4 protein-coding genes are annotated in these 5,162 nt (G+C 57.9%); all 4 read right to left on the bottom strand.

Annotated features, from left to right (window positions below; translation table 11 throughout):
* On the bottom strand, window positions 1-514 hold a 514-nt coding region (locus X739_RS1000000171300; RefSeq protein WP_280940077.1), incomplete at its 3' end, for a calcium-binding protein.
* 81 nt (window positions 515-595) lie between these two features.
* The gene (locus X739_RS1000000167455) at window positions 596-1,387 is read right to left on the bottom strand and encodes a cadherin repeat domain-containing protein (RefSeq protein ID WP_023796693.1); all 792 of its coding nucleotides are present in this window, start codon (window positions 1,385-1,387) and stop codon (window positions 596-598) included.
* Entirely contained in the window at window positions 1,384-1,836 is a 453-nt protein-coding gene (locus X739_RS1000000169865) for a cadherin repeat domain-containing protein (protein ID WP_023796692.1), read from the bottom strand. The genes X739_RS1000000167455 and X739_RS1000000169865 overlap by 4 nt, the downstream gene beginning before the upstream one ends.
* Before the next feature lie 667 nt (window positions 1,837-2,503).
* A partial coding sequence (locus X739_RS136660) for a cadherin-like domain-containing protein (protein WP_023796691.1) occupies window positions 2,504-5,162 on the bottom strand: 2,659 nt, incomplete at its 5' end.

The following is a 5,162-nucleotide window of genomic DNA, read 5'->3' as shown; positions in this document are numbered from 1 at the left end:
CGGAAAGGTTGAAAGCAATCGACGAGCGAACCAGATCAGTGCCGTCCCCGCCGGTCTCGTCCACGATGTCTCCGGTGTTGTCGACGACGTAGATGTCATTGCCTGTGCCGCCGACCATGGTGTCGGCACCAGCGCCGCCGTCGAGCGTGTCACCACCAGCAAGCCCATTGAGAGTATCGTTGCCGCCAACCCCGAGAATGGTGTCGGCTTCCGGACCACCGGTCAAAGTCTGAGCAGCGTTGGTGCCAGTGATTGTCTGGCCCGCGACATCCGTGACTGTCACGGCGATTGCCTGATTGTCGGCGAGGGTGCCTTTGGACACTTGGACGGTGACGTCATAGATATTGTCACCGCCGCTGTCGGTCGGCGTCTCGAANGTCTGGGATGTTCGTTCCAGTGAAATCGGACAGCGTTGCGAACTCTGGTCCCCCATTCGGATCGTAGAAATGAGTCGAATACAAAACATCGAGTGGCTGCGAAATGTCGCCACCCTCTCGCGTGAAGGAGAAGACAAGGGTCCCCCCCTCCACTACGGCATCTAAGCCATTGTTGTGGTGCACTGACGCGGGAACGTCCGTGGGACCACCGACATCGGTCACGCTGACGGCAATGGCCTGGCTGTCAATAAGCGAGCCNCGGCTGTACTGTTCTCAGCAATCGCGAGAGAGGCCGTGTCGCCGCCACCGTCCGACGTGATCGTCGGCGTTTCGTTTGCGTTCGTAATGCCGATCTCGATGACTTGTTGGTCAACGACGCCCAAGCTATCTGTGACGACGACGTTTACGGCGTAGTAGTTGTCAAAGCTTCCGCCATTCAGGTTCGGGCTCTCAAAGTCGGGTGCCGTGACGAACGAGAGGACGCCGGTGCTTGGATCAATCGTAAACAGATTGCCGTCCGGATTGATGTCGTGTGGCCCAGAAATCGAGTAAGTCAGCGTGTCGCCAACGTCGGGATCGTTCGCCGTAACCGTAGTCACAACGGTTGTGTTCTCCGACCTGAAAATGGTGATGTGCTCCCCGCCGCCGTCTGAGGTTATTGTAGGAGGCTCATTTTGGTCGGTCACGGTAACAGCAACGGCTTGGCTATCGGTGCTCGTGCCGTCGGAAGCCTGCACAGTGACATTGTAGATCCCGTCGCCGTTTGAATCCGCCGGCGCCTCGAAGTTTGGTGCGGCCAGGAAGCTTAGGGCACCTGTTGTGGGATTAAGCTGGAACAGAGCGGCGTCGGCACCCCCGTTGATCGAATAAGTGAATACGGTCCCCGCATCTGGATCAGTCGCAGTCACCGTCGTCACCGCTGTGGTATTCTCACCAACGCTGACGGTGGCCGTGTCACCGCCCCCGTTGGAAGTGATAGAAGGCGACTCGTCTACACTGGTCACTGTCACGGCGATTGCCTGATTGTCGACGAGGGTGCCTTTGGACACTTGGACGGTGACGTCATAGATATTGTCACCGCCGCTGTCGGTCGGCGTCTCGAAANGGCGAGGGTGCCTTTGGACACTTGGACGGTGACGTCATAGATATTGTCACCGCCGCTGTCGGTCGGCGTCTCGAAATCTGGCGCCGTCTGGAAACTGAGGACACCCGTCGTAGCATCGATCTGGAACAGGGCGGCGTCAGCACCGCCGCTGATCGAATAGGCGAGGCTAGCCCCGCCGTCGGGATCAGTGCCGGCTACCGTGGTCACTGCTGTGCTGTTTTCAGCGACAGCAAGGGACACAGTGTCACCGCCACCGTTCGAGGTGATGATTGGTAGCGCATCGTTATCATAGAGGAAGCCAAAAGATTTTAGACCACCGTCGATGGTATAGGCAGACGAAGGTTGCAGCTCCACCGTGAAGCTACGCTGGTGACCTTCCTGTATGTTGTCATCGACAGTCTGGAAGCTGATGGTCGCAACANGTCGGGATCAGTGCCGGCTACCGTGGTCACTGCTGTGCTGTTTTCAGCGACAGCAAGGGACACAGTGTCACCGCCGCCGTTCGAGGTGATGATTGGCGGTGCATCGTTGTCGAGAAGGAACCCAAACGACTTTAAGGTGTCATCAATCACGTAGGCAGACGAAGGTTGTAGCTCCACCGTGAAGCTACGCTGGTGACCTTCCTGTATGTTGTCATCGACAGTCTGGAAGCTGATGGTCGCAACNTAGCTCCACCGTGAAGCTACGCTGGTGACCTTCCTGTATGTTGTCATCGACAGTCTGGAAGCTGATGGTCGCAACAGTAGATCCTGCTTCAAAGTGGATTGTTTGGATCGAGCCGTCTGGGATGTTCGTTCCAGTGAAATCGGACAGCGTTGCGAACTCTGGTCCCCCATTCGGATCGTAGAAATGAGTGGAGTAGAAAACATCGAGCGGCTGAGAGATGTCGCCGCCAGCACGTGTGAAAGAAAGGACGATCGTACCGCCTTCCACGACGGTGCTTGAACCGTTTCGGTGGATTGACGCGGGAACGTCCGTGGGACCACCGACATCGGTCACGCTGACGGCAATGGCCTGGCTGTCAATAAGCGAGCCNTGACGCGGGAACGTCCGTGGGACCACCGACATCGGTCACGCTGACGGCAATGGCCTGGCTGTCAATAAGCGAGCCATCGGAGACCTGCACCGTGACATCGTAGACATTGTCGCCGCCGCTATCGGCCGGCGCCTCGAAGTTTGGCGCGTTCTGGAAACTCAGCGCGCCTGTCGTGGCATCGATCTGGAACAGGGCGGCGTCAGCACCGCCGCTGATCGAATAACTGAACGAGGTTCCAGCGTCGGGATCGGTGGCCGTGACCGTCGTCACGGCTGTACTGTTCTCAGCAATCGCGAGAGAGGCCGTGTCGCCGCCACCGTCCGACGTGATCGTCGGCGGTCCGCTATTGGCTACTGGGACAATGTCAAGCGTTGCAGATCCGGCGGCGCTCCCGCCGTTACCGTCGCCAACGGCGTAGGAAAAGGCGACGTCCGACCCGTCATTGGCAGCCGGCGTGTAGTTCCAAGTCCCATCGCTGTTATCGACCAGCGAGCCGGCGCCAGAGGCGATGATCAGATTGGAAGCCGTCAGGCTGTCACCATCGACGTCGCCGGCGTTGGCCAGCAATTCGGCTTGAGTGATGAGCTGTGCACCGGAACCTTCGGCTATCGGCGGAAGGGTCACTGCCGCAGTGGTGGGCGCATCGTTGACTGGCGTAATATCAAGGCTGGCGGAACCTGCAATGCTTCCGCCATGCCCGTCGCTGACCGTATATGAATAGGAGGCGTCCGTATCATCATTAAGGGCCGGGGTGTAGCTCCAGGTGCCGTTGCCATTGTCGACCAGCGAGCCGGTGCCGGAAGATATGACTAGACCGGTGGCCGTAAGGATATCGCCTTCAGCATCTGTGGCGTTGGCCAGCAGAGCACTCTGTGAAATGAGCAGACCACCAGAATCTTCGGCTATCGACGAAAGAGTGACCAACGAAGAAGTTGGCGCATCATTTCTGCCAACAATAGAAATATCAACTTGAGCTATACTGGTTGCGCCGTTGGCATCAACGAGCCTGTAGGCGAAAGAATCGGTCGCTACCGCTCCATCGATGAGAGCCTGTGTGTCTAGATCACTATCATTCAACGAGTAGGTGTAGTCACCATTCACGTCAATTAAAAGAGTGCCATAGATTCCGAGAAGCGAAGTCGCTCCGGAAATGGGAGTGAACGCTCCGCCCAGGGCCACAGTCCCCGCCCGTGCGCCGTTGATGGCCAAGGTGTCACCCAAGCCCAGGTCGGCATCGGTGTCGTTGGCTAGCGCATTTCCGGTGGCTGTGGCATCGCCGGCCGTACTATTGGCTACGCCTCCTGCCTCAATCACGTTATCCGACGCATTTGCGTCATTCACGCCCACCGGCGCGTCGTTGATGATCTCAGCCCCTGAGAAGGTCCCATTCGAGAAGGCAAAGTTCTCGACGTTCGACACAACATCGGTACCATCCACGCCGGTTTTGTCGGTGATCGAGTAAACACCATTTGAAACACTGATCGAGTAGTTCTTCCAAGGCCCAGTGAAGACGACGGTGTCATCACCTCCGCTGCCATCAATTGCATCGTTGCCTCCCGATCCAGAAAGAACATTGGCCAAGCCGTCGCCTGTCAAAGAATCGTTGCCGCTGCCACCAATCACTCCTTCGAAATTGCGGATCGTGTCTTCTGCAACTCCGCCTACGATCACTTGGGTGTCTGTCGAACCGTTCAGCGTGAGAACGATTGCGTCAGATCGATCGCTGTAGCTAACGATATCTTTCTCCGGCCCCGCATCGGTTCTCGATCCGCCATCCAAGAAATCGCTGCCGAGGCCACCGTCGACTACATCATCGAAGGCTGTGCCGATTATATGGTTGGCGCCTGCGTTCCCTTTCAGGCTGAGCCCATATGACAGGCTGCTCGCATCGAGATTGAGCGCGGTTGTACCGGAGGTGCTGCCATTAACGTCAGAGATGACAACTTCCTCGATCGAAGAGATCCCCTCACGCATTGCAAGCGTATCATTGGCGATCGTGCTCGCGAACCGGATGGTGTCAAAGCCATCGCCGCCGTCAATTGTCTCTCCGAGAGCATAGTGTGTAGAGCGCTCAATGATAACCAGGTCGTTGCCGCTGCCCCCATAGATTGAATCGGCGCCTTGGTCTCCGAAGATGCGGTCGTTGCCACCGTTGCCGGAGATGATGTCATTGTCGCCGCCACCGTGAAGCTCGTCGTCGCCAGCATCGCCGTAGAGTTGATCATCGCCGAGGTCGCCAAACAGCGTGTTGACCGCGGTGTCGCCACCCGTCCCAGTCGCGTCGACGCCGCCAATGAGGATGTCGGCATCATCGCCGCCGTGCAGCGTGTCGCCACCCAGCCCGCCAACCAGCGTATCCATGCCTTCATCGCCGTTCAGAATGTCGTCGTTGTTCTCTCCATAGAGGGAGTCGCTATCAAGCCCACCATTGAGCGTGTCCGCCCCGTCGCCACCGTAGATGGTGTCGCTGCCGGCAAGGCCGTTGACCGTATCGTTGCCATCAACAGAATAGATCAGATCATCACCTGGCGTGCCGGTCATGACCTCGTCGACGTTACGGCCGACCTGCGCCTTGAAATTGCCGGCCAGGAAATCGTCTTGCGAGAGGCCCAGGTTTAGCGGGTCGTTCAGCTCGACGACGAGG

The organism is Mesorhizobium sp. LNHC209A00 (genome assembly GCF_000502915.1).
Taxonomy (GTDB): domain Bacteria; phylum Pseudomonadota; class Alphaproteobacteria; order Rhizobiales; family Rhizobiaceae; genus Mesorhizobium.
Note: the sequence above shows the minus strand (reverse complement) of the source record. Positions and strands in the feature narration are given on the sequence as shown.